13 protein-coding genes are annotated in these 18,527 nt (G+C 64.9%); 4 read left to right on the top strand and 9 right to left on the bottom strand.

Translation table 11 applies throughout. From position 1 onward, the window contains the following. Positions 1–182 precede the first annotated feature (182 nt). The 3 genes from RMO57_RS08410 to RMO57_RS08400 form a co-directional block, all read right to left on the bottom strand. Positions 183–1,790, bottom strand: coding sequence for an ABC transporter substrate-binding protein (locus tag RMO57_RS08410; protein WP_310385744.1), 1,608 nt, complete (start codon positions 1,788–1,790; stop codon positions 183–185). Positions 1,791–2,085: 295 nt separating this feature from the next. Continuing rightward, on the bottom strand, positions 2,086–5,124 hold the full coding sequence (locus tag RMO57_RS08405) for an EAL domain-containing protein (protein ID WP_310385743.1): 3,039 nt from the start codon (positions 5,122–5,124) through the stop codon (positions 2,086–2,088). Between the two features lie 37 nt (positions 5,125–5,161). After that, positions 5,162–6,217 (bottom strand): NAD(P)/FAD-dependent oxidoreductase, encoded by a 1,056-nt coding sequence (locus RMO57_RS08400; RefSeq protein ID WP_310385742.1) that lies wholly within the window; start codon positions 6,215–6,217, stop codon positions 5,162–5,164. Between the two features lie 138 nt (positions 6,218–6,355). Between RMO57_RS08400 and RMO57_RS08395 the strand changes: the two genes are divergently transcribed. Further along, positions 6,356–6,595 carry a TIGR02450 family Trp-rich protein gene (locus RMO57_RS08395; protein ID WP_310385741.1) on the top strand — a complete coding sequence of 80 codons (240 nt, stop codon included), beginning with the start codon at positions 6,356–6,358 and terminating at the stop codon, positions 6,593–6,595. Beyond that, entirely contained in the window at positions 6,592–7,296 is a 705-nt protein-coding gene (locus RMO57_RS08390) for an SDR family NAD(P)-dependent oxidoreductase (protein WP_310385740.1), read from the top strand. The genes RMO57_RS08395 and RMO57_RS08390 overlap by 4 nt, the downstream gene beginning before the upstream one ends. Before the next feature lie 12 nt (positions 7,297–7,308). Here the strand turns inward: RMO57_RS08390 and RMO57_RS08385 are convergent, their stop codons facing one another. The 4 genes from RMO57_RS08385 to RMO57_RS08370 are packed head-to-tail and all read right to left on the bottom strand — an operon-like array spanning position 7,309 to position 12,671. Further along, a complete protein-coding gene (locus RMO57_RS08385) occupies positions 7,309–8,082 on the bottom strand; it encodes a hypothetical protein (protein WP_310385739.1) in 774 nt (257 codons plus the stop codon). 1 nt (position 8,083) lies between these two features. Further along, the gene (locus RMO57_RS08380) at positions 8,084–9,361 is read right to left on the bottom strand and encodes a response regulator (RefSeq protein ID WP_310385738.1); all 1,278 of its coding nucleotides are present in this window, start codon (positions 9,359–9,361) and stop codon (positions 8,084–8,086) included. Beyond that, a complete protein-coding gene (locus RMO57_RS08375) occupies positions 9,358–9,702 on the bottom strand; it encodes an Hpt domain-containing protein (RefSeq protein WP_310385737.1) in 345 nt (114 codons plus the stop codon). The genes RMO57_RS08380 and RMO57_RS08375 overlap by 4 nt, the downstream gene beginning before the upstream one ends. 14 nt (positions 9,703–9,716) lie before the next feature. Next, positions 9,717–12,671: an ATP-binding protein gene (locus RMO57_RS08370; protein WP_310385736.1), complete on the bottom strand. Its 2,955-nt coding sequence runs from the start codon at positions 12,669–12,671 to the stop codon at positions 9,717–9,719. Between the two features lie 253 nt (positions 12,672–12,924). Here RMO57_RS08370 and RMO57_RS08365 point away from each other — a divergent pair, with 253 nt between their 5' ends. Then, positions 12,925–13,737 (top strand): PEP-CTERM sorting domain-containing protein, encoded by an 813-nt coding sequence (locus RMO57_RS08365; RefSeq protein WP_310385735.1) that lies wholly within the window; start codon positions 12,925–12,927, stop codon positions 13,735–13,737. 75 nt (positions 13,738–13,812) lie between these two features. Here the strand turns inward: RMO57_RS08365 and RMO57_RS08360 are convergent, their stop codons facing one another. After that, positions 13,813–14,688: an EamA family transporter gene (locus RMO57_RS08360; RefSeq protein WP_310385746.1), complete on the bottom strand. Its 876-nt coding sequence runs from the start codon at positions 14,686–14,688 to the stop codon at positions 13,813–13,815. A gap of 14 nt (positions 14,689–14,702) precedes the next feature. Next, a complete protein-coding gene (locus RMO57_RS08355; RefSeq protein ID WP_310385745.1) occupies positions 14,703–15,212 on the bottom strand; it encodes an Lrp/AsnC family transcriptional regulator in 510 nt (169 codons plus the stop codon). 291 nt (positions 15,213–15,503) lie between these two features. On the opposite strand from RMO57_RS08355, the gene RMO57_RS08350 reads away from it, so the two are divergent. Beyond that, positions 15,504–18,527 (top strand): indolepyruvate ferredoxin oxidoreductase family protein (locus tag RMO57_RS08350; RefSeq protein WP_310385734.1); only part of this gene is annotated, 3,024 nt, incomplete at its 3' end.

The following is an 18,527-nucleotide window of genomic DNA, read 5'->3' as shown; positions in this document are numbered from 1 at the left end:
AAAGCCCCAATGCACACAAAAGCGCGCATCCTCGGCCCCGATCGCCGCCCGCGGCACCGCCGGCGCAATCTTCGCCAGCGGCACCCAGTCGCGTTCGACATGCTTTCCGGCAATGGCATCGCGCGCCATCGGCCAGGTTAGCGGCACCGGCAAGAAGCGAAAGAGGGCTTTCACAAAAGTCATCACAGCTTGCTCACCGCAGCCAAATAGGTGCTGTCCGAGGTCAGGCCGAGCCTGAAGCCCTGTACGTTCTTGCGCAGCGCCGCCACCTGGGTTTGCTGGAACAGCATCACAAACGGGCTGCTCTTGCGGAACTCGGCCTGCAGCGCCGCATACATCTGCTCGCGCCGCGCGGCATCATGTTCCAGCACGGCAGCGTCGGTCTGACGCGTGAGCTCGGGGATGTCCCAGCTGTTGCGCCAACTCAGCGGCTTGTTCTTGGCGCCGTCGCTGTTGTCGGGGTTGCGCGTAAAAGTATCGGCATTGCTGTGCGGGTCCCAGTAGTCGGTGCCCCAGTCGCCAATGAAAATATCGTGGCGGCGCTGGCGGTATTTGGTCAGCACCTGCTTGCCGTCGCCGGGAATGATCTCGATCTGAATGCCGGCGCGCGCCGCCGTTTGCTGCACCGCCTCGGCAATGCCCATCACCGGCTGAATGGTGCGCACATCCATGCTGATCTTGAAGCCATCCGCCAACCCGGCCTTGGCCAGCAGCGCACGCGCCCGGGCCACATCGAGCTTGAAGGGCTGCTCGCTGCTGGCACCCAAGAGCCCCAGCGGCAAAAAGTTCTGATGCGGCCGGCCGATGCCCTTGATCAAGGTGGCGCCAATCGCCTCGTAATCCACCAGCCATTTGAAGGCCCCGCGCACCTCAGGTTTGGCCAGCAGCGGGTGGCGCTGGTTCAGCCCCATATAAAAGACCACACCCTTGGCTTGCTGGATCAGCTTGATCTGCGGATGCGCCGCCAGCGGGGCCAGATCCTGCGGCGCCAAGTTGCGGGCGATATCCACATCGCCCTTTTCAAGCAGCAAACGCTGGGTGGCGGCCTCTTTGACATGGCGGTAGATCACGCGGGTCAGCGCCGGCTTGGGGCCGTGGAATAAATCGTTACGCTCAATCACCAAAATTTCGTTGGCTCGCCAATCGCGCAGCTTCCAGGGGCCGGAGCCGGCGTGGTTGAGCTTGAGCCAGGCGGCACCCATGTCCCCATCTTTCTCCTTGGACAAGAGCAGTTGCTTGTCCACGACCGAGGCCACCATCGCGGTCAGGCAGTTCAACACAAAGCTGGGCGCAAACGGCTTGCCAATTGACAAACTCAAGCTCAGCGGGCCGGTCTGAACGACGCGCTCGGCCACATTGCCCTTGCTCAAACCGAGCTGGGTCAAGATGAACGCCGGCGTCTTGTCCAGGCTCACCGCGCGCTGCCAGGAAAACACCACATCTTCGGCGCCGAGCGGATTGCCCGACGCAAAACGCAGGCCCGGCTTGAGCCGAAAACTGATCTGCAGCCCATCGGTCGAGACGGTCCAGGACTCGGCCAACACGCCCACAATCTGGCTTGGCTGATCCAGCTCAAAGCCGACCAGGCGCTGATAGGTGTTGCCCAGGATTTCGCCGCCGGAGATCTCGAACGACGTGGCCGGGTCCATGCTGGTGATGTCGTCGAACGCAAACGCCTGCACCAAGGTGTCTGTGGGTGTACCGACATGGCTGCAAGCGGCCAGGCCGCCGGTGGTCAGCAGCATGGCGCTGGTCAATAGACGGCGGCGAGCGGGATTGGGAGAGCTCATCCTAGATTCGGCAGTTGAAAGCGCCCGAAGGAGTCGAGCCAGGGCTTGCTGGCAAGGCGCGACGACGAAGTGGGCGCCTGCCCACGAGGAGAAGCAACGCTGTCCAGCGAGTTCGGGTTCGGCTCAGGCGGGCGATTAGCGCTCTCACCTGATTGATGAATCTTGTAAACGCGAGTGTTCTCAATGGTCATCGATGTTTATTCACATTGGGGAGCGGTCAACTGCCGAATCTAGGATCAAGCGGGAGGGGCTGCAGCGAAGGCACGCATTGTGCTGCAAAGGCGCTTGGTTGCCCTCACACTGTCGCCGGCAGCACAGCCGGCAGCAGATTCAGCTTGGAGCCTATCAACTCACTCAAAGGCATCGGCTCATGCTGCAAAAAACCTTGCACGTAGTTCACGCCGATTTCGCGCAGCCGCTGCAGCACCGCCGGGCTGTCGACAAACTCGGCCACCGTCTGCATGCCCACCACCTGGGCCACATCGACAAAGCAGCGCACGGCCGCCTCATCCAAGGCGTCATTGACCAGCTCGCGCACAAACTGGCCGTCGATCTTCAGATAGTCGACCGGCAAATGCTTCAGATAGGCAAAGGAGGACGCGCCCGCACCGAAATCATCGAGCGCGCCGCGCACGCCCAAGGCCCGCACCTGCTCGATGAACAGGGCCGCATCGGCCAGGCTGGTGATGGCGGCCGTCTCGGTGATTTCGATGCACAGGTGCCGGCAGAGCTCCGCGCCGGCCTCGGCCAGCGCCTCCAGCGCCCAGCGATGAAAGGCACGGTCGCCGACAGACTGACCGGACAGATTGACGCTGAGCATCTCGATCGCCGCCAGGTCGGGCTCGGCCTTCATCCAGTTCAGCACCTGGCGCAAGACCCAACGGTCAATCCTTGTCGCCAGGTTGAAGCGTTCGGCCGCCGGCAAAAATGCCCCCGGCAGCACCAGCTCACCGCTGGGCTCCACCATGCGCAGCAAGACCTCGGCATGCAGGCCGGGCTGGCCCGCCGGCGGCAGCTGCAGCGCCTCGATGCGCTGTGCGTACAGCACGAAGCGCCCCTCATCGAGGGCCAGCTCGATGCGCCCGGTCCATTGCATTTCACCCTGGCGGGCCAACATCGCCTGATCGGTATCAAACCAGGTGTGGACGCGGTTGCGCCCCTGCTCCTTGGCGGCATAACAAGAGGTGTCAGCGGCTTGCAAAATCGCCGCCACCGAGGGCCAGCGCCCGGTGATGGGCACCAGGCCAATGCTGGCCCCGATGCGAAAGCGCCGCTCGTGGTGCAGGAAGCGGAAGTCCTCCATGCGGTCACAGATCTGCTGCGCAACACGCTGCGCCTGCGCGGGCGAGCAATGCTCCAGCAGCGCCGCAAATTCATCGCCGCCCAGCCGCGCCAAGGTGTTGCGCGTGCGCACGACCGCGCCCAAGATGGCGGCCACCTGCTGCAGCAATTGGTCGCCGACCGCATGCCCGCAGGCATCGTTGACGAGCTTGAACTGATCGAGATCGATATAGAGCAAGGCATGCTGGCTGCGATCACCCTGAGCCTGGTCGAGCACGCGGCACAGCCGTAACTCGAATTCAGAGCGGTTGATCAGGCCGGTCAGCGGGTCGTGCGTGGCGCGGTACGTCATCTCGCCGCTGAGCCGGCGTTGCTCGGTCACGTCATTAAAGACCACCACCACCCCGAAAATATCGCCCTTTTCATTGTGGATCGGCGCGACCGATTCCTGCACTCCGAACTCCTCGCCGTGGCGCGAAATCAGCAGGGTGTGGCCGGCTTGCCGCACCGTCTTGCCCTCCTTCAGGCAGGCGTGCACGGGGTTTTCGACCGGCGCGCGGCTTTCTTCATTGACGATGTGAAACACCTGCCCCAGCGGCCGACCGCGCGCCTCGGCGGCCGGCCAGCCGGTGAGCCGTTCGGCGCTGGGATTCAACCAAACCACCAAACCCGCCGCGTCGGTGCTGATCACTGCGTCACCAATCGAACGCAGCGTGACCAAGTGCAACTCATGCTGTTCCACCAGCACCGCCCCCATGAGCGCCGCCATCTCTTCGGCCAGTTGGCGGATCTGGGTCAAATCCCAGTTGGCGCCGACCATGCGCAACGCCCGGCCCTGTTCATCAAAGGTCAGCCGCGCCGAGCTGCGCAGATGGTGCACGCTGGCGTCGGGCCAGATCACGCGGAACTCGGTATCAATCGGCTTCAGCCCCTTGATCGCCTCTTGCACTTCACGCTCCGCGCGCAGCTTGTCGTGCGGGTGCAGGCGTTCTGCCCAAGCCGCATACTTCATCGGCTGCTCGGTCGGCGGCAGACCGTAGAGACGGCACATCCAGGCGTCCCAGACCAGCGCACCACTGTCCAGATCAAACTCCCAAATGCCGATGCGACCGCTGTCCAGCGCCATGTTCAGGCGCATCTCGCTGGCCTGCAGCATGGCCTGCGAGCGGACGCGCTCACTGATGTCCTCGACCGCGCCGGCATGGCCAATCAACTCGCCCTGTTGACCCAGCACCGGACGGCTGCGGGCATGCACATGGCGCACTTCCCCAGTCAGCAGCTGCACACGGAATTCCATCTCAAACTCACGCGCGGAACTGGCGCAGCTGAGCCAATGCTCAAGCACGCGCGCGCGGTCCTGCGGATGCAGGGTCTGCGACCAGCCCTGCCCCAGGCTTTGGTCCCCGTCGAGACCGAAAAGCTCCTGCCAGCGTGGGTTGGTATAACTGCAAGCACCGCTGGTGTGGGTGTGAAAGATGCCAACGGGCGCCGCCTCGTTGAGCGAATGAAACCAGGCAGCACGCTCGGCCAAGGCCGTCGCTGCCAACAACTCGGCCTGAACACTGCGGCACAGCTCAAGCGCTTGCGTCACGGCACTGGCCAACTGCGTCAAGATGTCCCGCTGGACCAGGGTCAGCCGACGCGGCTGCACGTCCATCACACAGAGGCTGCCAAGGACTTGATCGCCCGCCAAGCGCAGATTCGCGCCGGCAAAAAAGCGCAGGCCGGCCGAACCGGCGACGCCAGGCAGATCGCAAAAGCGCGCGTCCAGGCTGGCGTCCTCGACCTCAAAGATGCCATCCGCCAGGATGGCGTGTGAACAAAACGCGTCATCGTGAGGCAACTCATCCAGCCCGGCCAGGCCGACGCCGGCTTTGAACCAGGCCCGCTGCCCATCGACCAGCGCTATGCGCGCCACCGGCGCCGCACAGGCCAGCGCTGCGGCCTGTGCCAGGGCTTCGAACGCGGCCACATGCGGGCTGTCCAGCACCAGCAAACCCCGCAAAGCGCTCAGCCGGTCCAACTCCTGCTCAGGGTAAGGTGCTGCCGGCATGATGAATTCAACCCCAGGGCTCCATAGCATCGAATTTCTACGGAGGATTGTGGCCGACGGCGGTCTTTTTTATACCCGTGTTCGCCCCTAGGAGCCCGAGCAGCGCCACTTGTTGCGCCAAGGCTTGCCCGCTCAGCCAGGCGCCTTCGACCTTGCCGCCCGCCAGCCAGTCCCCACACAGCCCCAGGCCGAGCCCGGCGTCCCAGGCGCATCCACCTGCGGGGCCTACCGAGCCAGGTGCCCGATCGGCATAGAGCCAGCGATGCGCAAACCAGGCCGCCGGCGGCGGCCCACCAAGCGCGGCAAAGGCCCGGAGCAAGGCCTCGGCGACTTGCTCGGGCGGCATTGCCAGCCTGAGCTCGCTCCACTCGGCCTGCGCATGCAAGAGCCAGCTCTCAGCACCCGAGCGCCCGGGCTTGCTGCTGTTGCGAGCCACCCAACGCAAAGGCCCCTGGTTGACGAAACCGGCATCAAAGCCAAGCTCCTGCGGCGCGCCGTAGTTCAGCATCAAGGCCCAAGCGGCACGCATGCGCACGCCGGCCGCCCACTGCGCCAGCTCGGGTGCTGGCTCTTGCAGCAAGGCGAGCGCCTGCGGCGCCGGCAAGGCCAGCAGCACCGCATCGAACACCTGATCCACTGGGGCAGCCGCCGCGGCCCCCTGCAGCCGCCAGCCGGCCCCGGCACGCACCAGGCGTTCAATTTGTACGCCAGTGTTGACCGGCTCAAGCAAAGCGTCGGCCAACCACCGGGCCGGCGCCGTCATCTGCGGTGCGCCGACATAACGCAGCAGCTCAGCGTCTGGCCGGTGCTGGTCAGCGGCGCCAAACACCGCCAATCGAGGCGCCCAGACCGCCGCCACGCCGGCACTCAGCCAGCGCGCCAGCTCGGCACGGAAGGCCGCGCTACGGGCGGTGAAGTACTGCGCGCCGTGGTCACATTGCCAGCCGTCGCCGCGGCGCGTGCTCATGCGCCCGGCCACACCTCGACTCTTGTCGAACACGCTGACCCGGTGGCCCACCGCTTGCAAGGCCGTCGCGCAGGACAGACCGGCCAAGCCGGCTCCAATCACCGCCACATTCTGAAATGAACCCATTGAAACTCCGAGCGATCAATGCCACCAGCTTACATGGCTGCCAGCGCGGCACCGTGCGCGCGCATTTCGCCCGTGGCTTTGCCAAGTCACCTGTCAAGCCGGCAACGCTGTCAGCCCAATTCAGCTAGGCTGCACGCCATGAACTCGCTACACCCGAAAAAACTACTGCTCAGTAAATGGACGGCCACGCAGCCGCAAGCCAAGGAGAAACATTGGCTGGTGACCCGGGTCATCCACGCCGCACCGAGCCCGGGGCTTACTCAAACGACCCTGGCCGTGGAAGCGGTTGAGTTGGAGGCGGTGATGTCCAAGCGCAGCCAAAGCATTGGCTGGCGCGAACTGCAAGACCCGGCGCTGTGGCGCCAAGGCTGGCTATGAGCGGGCTAAGTTCGATGCCCGACGGCTACCGGGCGCTGGTGGTCGGCGCCGGTGGTGCGATCGGGGCGGCCTTTGTTCAGCTGCTGCAAAGTGATCCGCGCTGTGGCCTGGTACTGGGATTGGGGCGCCAGACCGCGCCGGCCATGGACCTTGAGCAAGCCGCCAGCATCGCCGCCGCCGCCAGCCAGCTGACCCCGCGGGGGCCGTTTCACCTGATCATCAACGCGGCCGGCGTGCTGCACACGCCCGAATTCATGCCCGAAAAGCAATTGAGCCAGCTCGACCCTGCGCAACTGCTGCGCACCTTCACCATCAACACCTTCGGCCCCGCCCTGCTGCTGCGTTACTTCAGCCCCTTGCTGGACCGCCGGCGCGGCGTGATGGCGATGCTGTCGGCCAAGGTCGGCAGCATCGAGGACAACCGGCTGGGTGGCTGGTACAGCTACCGCGCCTCCAAAGCGGCGCTGAATATGCTGATCAAAACCGCTGCCATCGAGCTGCGCCGCAGCCAAGCGCAGACGGTGTTGGTGGCGCTGCATCCGGGTACGGTCAGCTCGGCCTTGTCGGCACCGTTTCGCGGCGCCGAGATCGGCCGGCCCGCCGATGTTGCGGCGGCCGAGATGCTCTCGGTGCTGGACGGGCTGACACCGGCGGACAGCGGGCAGTTCCTCAGTTACTCGGGCGAGCGGCTGCCTTGGTGAGTGGATCGAGACTCAAGGCGCCAGCTCAACCCGCAGCTGCAGCTCGCGCGTACTCTGCGTTTCGGCGTTGCGGCTGCTGATGACGCCGCGCTCTTGGCGCTGCGTGGCGGCCCCGCTGCGCGCCACGGTCAGCCATTGGCCCAGGCCCACCGAGACGGTGCTGAACACTTGCGCTTGGGTTTGGGTTTGGGTCTGAGTTTGATCGTGGCGGACGGCGTTGTCGCCACTTCCCTGCGCCCGCAACTCGACCCGCACCGGCTGCTGGCCGCCGGGCCAATGCGGCGTGACCGTGAAGCCCTGGGTCTGCTCGCTCAAGCCGTGACGCGGCACGGCCCAGCCTTTGTTGACGTTAGCTGTATCGGGCGCCGCCGCATCAAACTGCACGCCAAAATCCAGCCACTGCAGCGGCGTTGTTTCGGTCATTTGCACCGAGGCCTGATGGCCGTTCAGCACCAGCAAACGCTGCACCTGCTGCTCACCACGGCGCTGCGTGTTGAAGCCGACGCTGCCCTGCGCGGAGACCGAGCCGGCCGTGCCCACCACCACCGAGCCGTCGCGCAGCGCGGACAGCACCGCGCCGCTGACCGCACTGTCGACCCAGCGCAGCTCGACCCACAGGTTTTGGCGCGGCCCACCGCGGCCGGCCGCTTCGGCCGCCCGCGCCGCGCCCGCCGCGGTGGCACACAGGACCAAACCGATGACCAGGGATTGCAAGATCTTCATGCGCTCAGCATAGCCGCCGACGTAGGGTCGGCGCTTCAGAAAATAGCCGCGATGGCTTGCCATTTCAGCGCTTGAGGCCATCTGGCAGCCCTTCGTCCATCAAGAAGAATTGCCCGCCACCCGAGCAGGCCGCCGCCAGCTGCTCGGCGCGCAGCACCGGCTCCCCGATGCAAGCATAGGCCGCGCGGCTGCCGCTGCTGGCCGAGCAGGCTACGACCCTGCCGCGCGCCAAGCCAATGCCGGCGCTGATGGCAGCAAGCTCCAGCATCTGGCGCTCCTCATTGAAACCCCGCAGCAATTCCTCCATATCTTGCGCCGCCTGCAGCGCCGCTTGCGGGCTGCGAAACAAGGCCGTCAGCCCGTCGCCACTGAAGCGCGCGACCTCGCCACCGCGCCCCTCGACCGCATCAAATATCAGCGTGCACCAGTCGCTCAGCGCCGCCTGAACTTGCTCGGGCTCAAGCGCCAAGCGCTCAAGACCCTGCACGCGCGTGACCAGCACGGTCACATCCTCCAAACGCCGGGCCGCGCTGGGCCCGGCCGGCATCAAGCGTCTGAGGGCCTCGCGCTGCTGATCGCGTTGGCGTTTGGCGTTCAGGCTGGAGTCGACCCGGGCCTTGAGCAAGTAGGGGTCGACCGGCTTGTGCAAAAAGTCCTCCACCCCCAGCTCAATGCAACGCGCCACCGGTGCCACGCCGCCAATGGCGCTGGTGACGATCACCCCGACCTCGCGCAGCGCAGCGTCGTCGGCGCGCAGTTGCAAAAGGCCGAAACCATCGAGCTCGGGCATCGCCAGGTCCAGCAACAAAAGATCAAACGGCTGCCGCCTGAGCAAATCGAGCGCTTCGCGGCCATTGTTCGCGCTGCTGACCTCGTGGCCCATCAGCTCCAGCGAGCGGCACAGCAGCAGCCGGTTCACCTTGTTGTCATCGGCCACCAACACACGGGCCGTGAGGCCCATGAATTGTGGCTGCGGCTGGAAAACTTGACCATGCGAATTGGCTGTTAGCACTTCGGCCGGGCCGCTCGCTAGGCTGAAGCGGTAGCCAAAGCCCGGCACCGTGACGATGGCGGCGGCGCCGAGTACGCGGCGCAGGCCCGATATTTGCACCTGCAGATTGTTTTCTTCCACCACCAAGCCGGGCCAGACCTGCTCCAGCAACTCGTCCTTGCTGACCACACGCTCGCGCCATTTCACCAAGGTCTGGAGTAGATCAAACCCGCGGCTGCCCAGCGCCACCGTCTGGCCATCGACCAAGAGCCGGCGCTCGTTTAGCCGCAGCTCGACATGGCCGAACACCAGGCCTGCGTTTGATGGGTCACCGCTTGACTGGCCGCTCATCGCTTGGCCGCCGCCCGCAAGGCCGGCAGCAAGGCCGCGATCTCGGCTGCCAGCTCATCAATGGCGGCCGCCATCTCAGGCGCCGCCGCCAAGCCCGTCCATTCCAGTCGCGCCGCCAGCTCGCTCAGCCGGGCCGCGCCGAAGGTGACGCCGTTGCTCTTCAAGCTGTGCGCGATGGTCTCGAATTCACTCGCCTGACCCGCTGCCGCCACGGCGCGCAGTTGCTGCGTCAGCTGCGGCGCTTCCTCGGCAAAGGCTTCGACGAGTTGCAACACAAAATCCGCACCCGCATTGGCTTGCAAGGCTTCGAAAACAAAAGTGTCGATCAGGGGATGACTCATATCTTCTGCTTTCATCAAACATCAAGCCTGCGAGGGCTTGCCATCAGCTCGGCAATCAAGGCGTCGACACGCAGCGGCTTGCTCAAATGCTCATCCATGCCCGCACTCAAGCATTGCGGTCGGTCGCCGTTGAGGGCGTTGGCCGTCATCGCGACGATGCGCGGGCGCTGCCCGGCTGGCCAGCGCGCCGTGATGACGCGGGTCGCCTCCAGCCCGTCCATCACCGGCATGCGCACATCCATCAACACCAGGTCATAGGGCTGGCGCGCCACGCAGTCCAGCGCCTCCCGCCCATTGCCGGCCAAGTCGGCCCGGTAACCCATCTGCTGCAGCAGGCGCAGCGCCAGCTTTTGATTCACGCCGTTGTCTTCGGCCAAGAGAATGCGCAAGGGGTGACGTACCGCCATTTGCGGGTCCAGCGCCGTGGGCGGCGCGGCGCTGCGCTGGGGCAGCAAGGCGGCTTCGGCGGCCGGCGCATCGATATCGAAATGGAAACGGCAGCCTTGGGCCAACCCGGCGCTCTCCACATCCATCGTGCCGCCCATCAGCTCCGCCAGCTGCCGGCTGATGGCCAGGCCCAGGCCGGTGCCGCCGTAGCGGCTGCTGATGCTGCTGTCGGCCTGGCTGAAGCGCTGGAACAGCCGCGCGCGGCCCGCGCCGCTCAGGCCGATGCCGGTATCGCGCACCTCAAACGCCAGCCGACCGCTGGCGGGCGCCGTCACCGTCAGCGCCACCTCACCGGCATCGGTAAATTTGACGGCATTGCTGAGCAGGTTGAGCAGAATCTGGCGCAGGTGTGCCGCATCGCCGACCACCGCCACCGGCACCTCCGCGCCGATCTGGCAGCTCAGGCGCAAACCCTTTTGGCCGGCGCGCACGCTGACCAGATCCAGCGCCAAACGCACGCATTCGCGCAACTCGAAGGGCTGCGCCTCCAGCTCCATCCGGCCGGCCTCGATCTTGGAGAAATCGAGCACGTCGTTGATGATGGTTAGCAGGGCTTCGGCCGAGTCGCGGATGGTTTGCGCGTTGTCGCGCTGCGCCTCGCTGAGGGTCGAGTTGAGTAGCAAGCCACTCATGCCTATGACCCCATTCATAGGCGTGCGGATCTCATGGCTGACGGTGGCCAGAAAGGCGCTCTTGGCCGCGTTGGCCGATTGCGCCGCCTCGCGCGCAGCCAGCTCGGCGCTGAGTTTTTGCTCCAGCAGCTGCGCTTGCGAGCGCCCGGCATCGGCCTGCAAATCCTCTTGCATCATCGCGGTGGCGCGGGCCAGTGCGCGCACCTCGTCGGGCCGATACGGCGCCGCATCCGGCCTTGTATCCAGCAACATAAACCCACTCAAAAGCTCGCGGTGCTTGATTGGAATGGCCAAGCCGTCCACGCCCACCACCAGCGCCAGCGCGGCGGGCAGGCGATGCGCGAGGATGCTGCGCAGATCGGCGGGCGTCAGGGTCAAGGCAGCGGGCACATCGTTCATGGCTAGCGTCGAGACCAAGCGTTCGCATTGCTCGGCGCCGACGCGGTACACCGCCGCCCTTGCGCCGTCGGCAAAGCCGCCGATCGCCGCCAAATAATGCTGCAACAACGCGTCTTGCCCCTGCAGGGTGGCGGCCGAACGGGCGGCCATCCAGAGCTGCTCCTCCCGGTTGCGCCAGTTGCTGAAGAAGAGTTGCTGCACAACACCGTCGGCCCAGCCACGCAAACGCGGCACGGCGCCGGCAAACAGCAACGCCAGCGGCACCGTCACGCCGGCCGCCACGCGCGGGTCGGCCAGCAGCGGCCAGCGCCCACCCAGCATGCGCAGCAAAGCCACGCCGGCCAGCAGCACCGCCAGCACCAGGCCCCAGACCAGGGCACGGTTGAGCGCAAAGCCGAAGCCAAAAACGCGGTGGCGCAGGACGGCGTAGGCGAGGCCGAGCATGGCGACTATGTCCAGCACGGCCTGTACGCAGGTCACCATCAGTTCGCGCTCCCGGGTGCGCCCCGGCAGCGCACCGGCAACCGCAAAAATCAAATTGCTCAACAACAAAATTGCCACGCAGGCGCCGATCCAGCCGGCCCGGTACTTTGCCGTGCCCGCGGCCTGACGCCATGCAGCCCAGAGAAAGGCCAGTGCTGCCACGGTCCCGACGATGGTCGGCGCTCGGGCGACCCGCTCGATCGTGTACTGCCACACGGCCGAAGACAGCGGCACCAAGCGCAAGAAGAAGCCCGCCTCGAATAAATTGAGTGCCAGGCCCACCCCAAACCACCACGCGAAAGCGCGCCGCACCCACGGTTTCGAGAAGCGGCTCTGGGCATCCGGGTAAGCGATCGCGAAGTAAAGCAAGGCCGCGATGAAGACAAAAAATTGCAGCGTGCTGCCGGTCAGAAAGACCAGGGTCTGCGTCAGCCCGCCGGGCAAATATTGGCCGATATCCGAAATACCGTAGAGCGCCAGGGCTGCGGCGAGCGCACGTATCGACGGGCTGTCGGCGCGCCGCCAGCTCATCAGCAAGGCAATGCCCAGAGCCATCCAGCAGTCCACCCAACCGCCGATCGCCGCAACCACGTGAATGGCGCTGACACGCTCAGGCTCTGCTACCGTTTGCACCGACAGCGACCGCAACACGCCGCGCGACTCGACGGTGACCGGAATCACCTCACCAACACCCATCGGGCGCCAGGCGTCCCCGGCATGGTCAAAGGAGAGTCGGTCGCCTATGCCGACACCTTGGCGGGCCAAGTCGGAATCGGCCTTCAGGTGCTTGATCTCGCGAAACCATCGTGGGCCCTCGGCTCGCGATAGTTTGGCCCCCATGCCCCCCGCCGCCTCCGCCACGATGCTGCGATCGATAGTGGCCAAGGCCCACAGCCGCAGGCCGCCGCAGAGCAGACAAAAGGCGAGCAAGCAGACCTTCCAGCGCAGCGCATCGTTAGGGCCGGCAGGCGCTGCTTGCGCATCGAGACTGACAGAGTCCATTGGCATGGCGGGCTACTCCTCAGAGGTCATGCAGGGTAGCGACTAACTGCCGGACCCAGCGCTGCCGATCATAGGGATGCAAAGCCCGCGCTCTCGGACTCGCCGCGAACTTTAAGAATTTTTAAGCGCCGTTTCAGACGCTTTCAGGACGGCGGGCTCGCTAAGTAAGACATTGGCGTCACGGCAAACAAAGCTCGCCGTGCCCGAGGCAGCACACGCTGCCGTCAACCCTCAACTGCAGATTCAAGGGATGAACGAAATGTCACACCCACACGCTTCACATCGCCAAGTCGCCCGCAGCCTGGCGCGCCCACTGCTCCCACTGGCTGCGGCCGCCCTGCTCGCCATCGCGGCCGCGCCTTTGCGGGCACAGCAGCTGATTGCGCCCGACGCCCTCGTCGCCGGCTACGACCAGCGCTTCAGATTGGCCCAGTTCAGCCAATGGTGGCTATCAATCCCCGCCGCCACCAACCCCCTCCTCGACGGGCCCGGCGCCAACACACAGCTCGGCGACCAAGGAGGGTATTTCTTTTTGCCCGGGTCCTTCAACGCGACCCCTGTGGTTCGCAACGTGACGGTGCGCCCCGACCAGACCCTGTTGCTGAATCTTCAGGTCGTCACCGGCTGGCCCGATGCCAATGAGACCGAAGCTGACCTTCGCTTCATAGCCGGCCATATATTGGGCACGATCAACAGCATGTCAATCACCGTTGATGGTGCGCCCGCCTTGCTGCCTGCCGGCTATTCCTCGCTGGGCCAATTCCGCCAATCAACCGATTTATTCCCACTGCATGTCGGCGCTGACAATCTGGGCGGCTGGCCTGCCGGCATCTTCCCGGCCATTTCGGATGGCTACTTGATCGCAATGGAGGGCCTGTCGGCAGGCAACCATCAGGTGCGCTGGACCGTCAATTCTTCGCCGACCGGTCCGTTTGCGGGTATGTGGACCTTCGAGCAGGACATCACCTACAACATCACCGCCGTGCCCGAGCCAAGCACTTGGGCCTTGATGGGCTTGGGGCTGTTGGCCATCGGTGCGCGGGCGCTGCGCCGCCAAGCCGCCACAGCTTAAGGATACGCCCTGAGTAACGCTCAAGCCCTGCGGCGCAGCGGCGCTGACCGGGTGCAGGACTTGAGCGACCGCGCCTCAGGCGCGCGTCGCCCAAGGCTGCAGCGGCCACAGCAAATTGAGTGCCAGGCCGCTCAGCACCAGCGCGGCGGCGCTCAACTTCCAGGCCGGCAGGCTTTCGCCCAACACCAGCGCCGCCGTGCTCATGCCGAACACCGGCACCAACAAGGCCATCGGCACGACGGTGGCCGGCGCGTGGCGCGCCAACAGCCAACCCCAGGCGGCGTAGCCGAACAAGGTGTTGCCGACCGCTTGCCAGACCACGGCGGCCCAGGTCGTCGCATCGGCGCGGGCCAAGCCGGCGGCCATCACAGCCGGCCCTTCAACGATCAAGGAAAGCGCCAGCAAGGGCGGCACGGCGAAGACGCTGGTCCAGACCATATAGGCCAGCATATTGACCCGGCCCGCCTGCTTGCCGACCATGTTCGCGCAGGCCCAGCTGAAGGCAGCGGCGAGGATCATGAGCAAACCCAAAGGAGTGGCGCTGCCGTCGGTGTGACTTGCAATCAGCACGATGCCGCTGGCCGCCAGCGCCAAGGCTAACCATTGATAGCCCTGCACCCTGTCCTTGTTCAAGCGCATCGATAACATCAAGGTAAAGAAGACTTGCGTCTGAATCACCAGGGAAGCAAGACCCGGCGAAATTTGGCTGCGCATGGCCAAAAACAACAGCCCGAACTGGCCAACGCCGATCAAGAGCCCATAGCTGGCCAGATTGCGCCAAGGCAGATCGGGCTTTTTTAGAAAGAAGATCGCAGGCAAGACTGCCAAGCTGAAGCGCAGCGTCGCGAACAGCAGCGGCGGCAAGGCGTTCAGCCCTAGCCGTATGACGACGAAGTTACTGCCCCAGATCGCCACTACCGCCAGGGCGAGCAAAAAATGGTTCAGTGGCAGACGGTTTGAATGGCTCATGGGTTTGCCACTCCACCCAGATGCGCCAACGGCACGCCACCGCCAGCCTTGACCTCGCCGAGCGAAAAACTGGTGTGTACATCTTTGACGTTAGGCAGGTTCAACAAGGTGGCGATGGTAAAGCGGCTGAAGGCATCAAGGTCGGTGGCCAAGACCTGCAGCTCGAAGGTGCCGGCACCCGAGATGTAGTGGCAGGAGATCACCTCGGGCAGCTGCCTGATGGCATCTTCCAGCGGCTTGGTCGAGGCGCCGGTGTTGCGGTCGGCGTCCAGGCGCACAAAGGCCAGCACGCCCAGGCCGATTTTGCGGCGGTCGATCTCGGCCCGGTAGCCGGTGATGAAGCCCTGCTCCTCCAGCCAGCGCACGCGCCGCCAAGTCGGCGCGGTGGACAAGCCGATGCGCGCCGACAGCTCGGCATTCGACAAGCGCGCGTCGCGCTGCAGCTCAGCCAGGATGGCGATGTGGAAGCGATCCAGGGTCTCGCCGCCGGCGCCTTCGCCATCAATCAGCGGGCTGCTGCCTGGCGGCGGCGCACTGTGCAGCGCTGTTTTGGCCAAGGATTTCGCCCTGCCATGCCCTGTTTCCGGCTTTCGAGATATCAATCGGCACTCCTTTTGATTTTTAGAGCACGATTATTGCGCTGGAATCAAAAATGCAACAGCAAAAAGCAAGCACCTGACGCCGCGCTTTCCCTACACTGCCCTACCCGCCAACACTGCCCACACCCGAAGGGGGCAACGCCGCCACAAGCGCCGTCCGCCAGCCCTGATTCAAACCAAGAGACAAGCGACACCACCATGAATGCACCCTTGCCCGAACACGTTTTGCGCGCGCTAGAAAAAGTCACGCTGGACGACAAATACGCGCTCGACTCGGGTCGCGCCTTCATGAGCGGGGTGCAAGCGCTGGTGCGCCTGCCGATGCTGCAGCGTACCCGCGACGCGCTGGCCGGCCTCAACACCGCCGGCTTTGTGTCGGGCTACCGCGGCTCGCCGCTGGGCGGTTATGACCAAGCGCTGCAGGCGGCCAAGCAGCACTTGGCCAAGCAGCACATCGTGTTCCAGCCCGGCGTCAACGAGGAGCTCGGCGCCACCGCTGTGTGGGGCACTCAGCAGTTGGACCTGTTCGCCGAGAAGGCCAAGTACGACGGCGTGTTCGGCATCTGGTACGGCAAGGGCCCGGGCGTGGACCGCAGCGTCGACGTCTTCAAGCACGCCAATATGGCCGGCACCTCCAAGCATGGCGGCGTGATCGCCATTGCCGGCGACGACCATATCGCCAAGAGCAGCACCGCCGCCCATCAAAGCGACCACGTCTTCAAGGCGGCCGGCTTGCCCGTGTTCTTCCCCAGCAGCGTGCAAGGCATTCTGGACATGGGCTTGCACGCCTTCGCGATGAGCCGCTTCTCGGGGCTGTGGTCGGGCATGAAGACGATTCAAGAAATCGTCGAGTCGGGTGCCTCGGTCAGCGTTGACCCCGACCGGGTCAAGATCATCATGCCGGAGGATTTCCCCATGCCGCCGGGCGGCCTGCACATCCGTTGGCCCGACGCGCCGCTGGAGCAAGAAGCGCGCATGATGGACCACAAGTGGTACGCCGCACTTGCCTATGTGCGCGCCAACAAGCTCAATTACAACGTGATCGAGACCAAGGCCGACCGCTTCGGCCTGATCGCCTCGGGCAAGGCCTACAACGACACCCGCCAGGCGCTGCATGACCTGGGCCTGGACGACTCGACATGCCGCCGGCTCGGCATCCGCGTCCACAAGGTCAATGTGGTTTGGCCGCTTGAGGCGAGCATCACGCGCGACTTCGCCGACGGTCTGCAAGAGATCCTGGTGGTGGAAGAAAAGCGCCAGGTCATCGAATACCAAATCAAGGAGCAGCTCTACAACTGGCGCCCCGATGTGCGCCCGCATGTGCTGGGCAAGTTTGACGACGACGCCGAGGGTGGCGCGGGCGGCGAATGGGGCCTGGCCAACCCAAGCAAGAATTGGCTCTTGCGCCCGCAGGCCGACCTGACGCCGGCCATCATTGCCCGCGCGATCGCCAAGCGCCTCAAGAAGCTCGGCGTCGATGCCGATGTGATGGCCCGTTTGGATGCCCGCGTCGCCATCATCGATGCCAAAGAGACTGCGCTGAAGGCCGAGGAAAAAACCGCCGGCGGCGCCGACCGCACGCCTTGGTTTTGCAGCGGCTGCCCGCACAACACCTCGACCCGTGTGCCCGAAGGCTCGCGCGCCGTCGGCGGCATCGGCTGCCACTACATGGTCACCTGGATGCCCGGCCGCAGCACCGCCACCTTCACGCAGATGGGCGGCGAGGGCGTGCCTTGGGTGGGACAGTCGGCCTTCACCGATGAGAAGCACATCTTCTCCAACCTCGGCGACGGCACCTATTTCCACAGTGGCATTTTGGCGATCCGCCAGTCGATCGCCGCCGGCGTCAACATCACCTACAAGATTCTCTACAACGATGCGGTGGCCATGACCGGCGGTCAGCAAGTCGGCGAGCGCGCCGAGGGCCACTCGGTCTTGCAGATCATGCAGAGCGTGATCTCGGAAGGCGTGGCCAAGTTGGTCATCGTGACGGATGAGCCCGAGAAGTACGACGGTGTGGCGCTGCTGCCCGGCGTGAGCGTGCATCACCGCGATGAGCTGGACGAGATCCAGCGCGAGTTCCGCGAAATCATCGGCACCTCGGTCATCATTTACGACCAAACCTGCGCGACCGAAAAGCGCCGCCGCCGCAAGCGGGGCAAGTTGGTGGACCCGGCCAAACGCGTCGTCATCAACGAACTGGTCTGCGAAGGCTGCGGCGATTGCTCGGTTCAGTCCAACTGCCTGAGCATCGAACCGCGGGACACCGCGTTTGGCCGCAAGCGCCAAATCAACCAGAACAGCTGCAACAAGGACTATTCCTGCGTCAAGGGCTTTTGCCCCAGCTTCGTCACCGTCGAAGGCGGCCAACTGAAGAAGCCCAAGAAGGACAAGCGCCTGAGTCCGTTTGATGCTTCGCTGGGTGTCTTGCCCATGCCGCTGATCCCTAACCCCGAGAAAGCGTGGGGCATTGTCGTCGCCGGCGTCGGCGGCACCGGTGTCATCACCATCGGCCAGTTGCTGGGCATGGCCGCTCACTTAGAGGGGAAGGGCGTGATCACCCAAGACGCGGCCGGCTTGGCGCAAAAGGGCGGCAGCACTTGGAGCCATATCCAGATCGCCAATAGCGAAGACGCGATCCACTGCACCAAGGTCGGCACGGCCGAGGCCGATCTGGTGATCGCCTGCGACTCGATCGTCGCCGCCAACAAGACCACGCTGGCGGTAATGCGCGAAGGCCGCACCTTTGTGGCGCTCAACACCCATGGCTCGCCGACCGCCTCGCTGGTCAACGACGCTAACTGGTCATTCCCAGGCGCTGCTTGCGAGAGCGCGGTCGCCTCGGCCGTAGGCCAGGCGGGTGTGGGCATGTTTGACGCCGAAGAAGTGGCGGTCAAGCTGGTCGGCGACTCGCTCTACACCAACCCGCTGATGCTGGGTTATGCCTGGCAGCAGGGCCGCGTGCCCTTGAGCTATGCGGCGCTGATGCGGGCGATTGAGCTGAACAATGTGCAGATCGAGAACAACAAGATCGCGTTCGAATGGGGCCGTCGCTGCGCGCAGGATCTGGCCGCGGTGCGAGCGCTGTTCGAGGCACGGCAGATCATCAACATCGTCAAGCGCTCAGGCCTGGACGAGATGCTCGCCAAGCGCATCGGCTTCTTGGTCGACTATCAAGACCCGGCTTATGCGGAGCTTTACCGAACCTTTGTCGACAAGGTG

Source organism: Roseateles sp., assembly GCF_031397715.1.
Lineage (GTDB): Bacteria > Pseudomonadota > Gammaproteobacteria > Burkholderiales > Burkholderiaceae_C > Paucibacter_A.
Note: the sequence above shows the minus strand (reverse complement) of the source record. Positions and strands in the feature narration are given on the sequence as shown.